Below are 952 nucleotides of genomic sequence, written 5' to 3' on the forward strand. Positions count from 1 at the left end.
AATATCCTATTGTTCATTATCTTGTTTAATACCCTACCCTTTGAACCACAAGTCGTAACCGGCATCAGCATCTTAGTGTTTGTTGCGATTCTTTGGTTAACAGAAGCGATTCACGTCAGCATTACTGCTTTGCTGATCCCGATGCTTGCCGTCTTCTTGGGCGTGTTTAACACCCAAACAGCACTGAATAACTTCTCGAACTCAATCATCTTCTTGTTCTTGGGTGGCTTTGCTCTCGCCGCTGCGTTGCACAAGCAGAAACTTGACCAAGCACTTGCTGACAAAGTGTTGCTGATTGCTCGTGGTCGAATGTCTGTCGCGGTATTTATGCTGTTCGGTGTGAGCGCAGGTCTTTCAATGTGGAGTTCCAACACAGCAACAGCCGCAAGGATGCGTGCTTTGGTATTAGGCGGCATGACGAAACTGGACGCGAAGAAAAACCACAACACATTCTTGTTCGTTCTTCTCGGTATTGCTTACAGCGCCTCTATCGGTGGTATCGCTACGCTAGTTGGTAGCCCACCAAACGCGATTGCTGCGGCCGAAGTAGGTTTGAACTTCACGGAATGGATGAAGCTAGGTCTGCCAATCTCTTTGATTTTGATGCCAATTGCGATTTTGGTTCTGTACACCATGACCAAGCCAGATTTGAGCCACAAGTTTGAACTTGACCACAAACCTGTTGAGTGGACGAACGGCAAAATGGTCACACTGGCAATCTTCTTACTTACCGTCACTTTGTGGATTTTCAGCAAGCCGATCAACACCATGCTTGGCGGTTTTGCAAAATTCGACACCTTGGTTGCGATTGGTGCCATCTTGCTGCTAGGCGCATCTCGAGCAGTCGAATGGAAGGACATTGAAAAGACAACAGACTGGGGGGTTCTGATCCTGTTCGGCGGCGGTATCTGCTTGAGTAACGTTCTAAAAGCGACAGGCACCAGCGTTTTCC

The 952-nt window shown here is 47.9% G+C and carries 1 protein-coding gene; it reads left to right on the forward strand.

Annotation, left to right across the window (positions count from 1 at the left end):
• Positions 1 to 952, forward strand: a 952-nt coding sequence (locus R7Q48_RS25315; protein ID WP_318132900.1) for a DASS family sodium-coupled anion symporter, incomplete at both ends; no start/stop codon positions are given.

The sequence above is a fragment of the Vibrio sp. 378 genome, assembly GCF_033339435.1.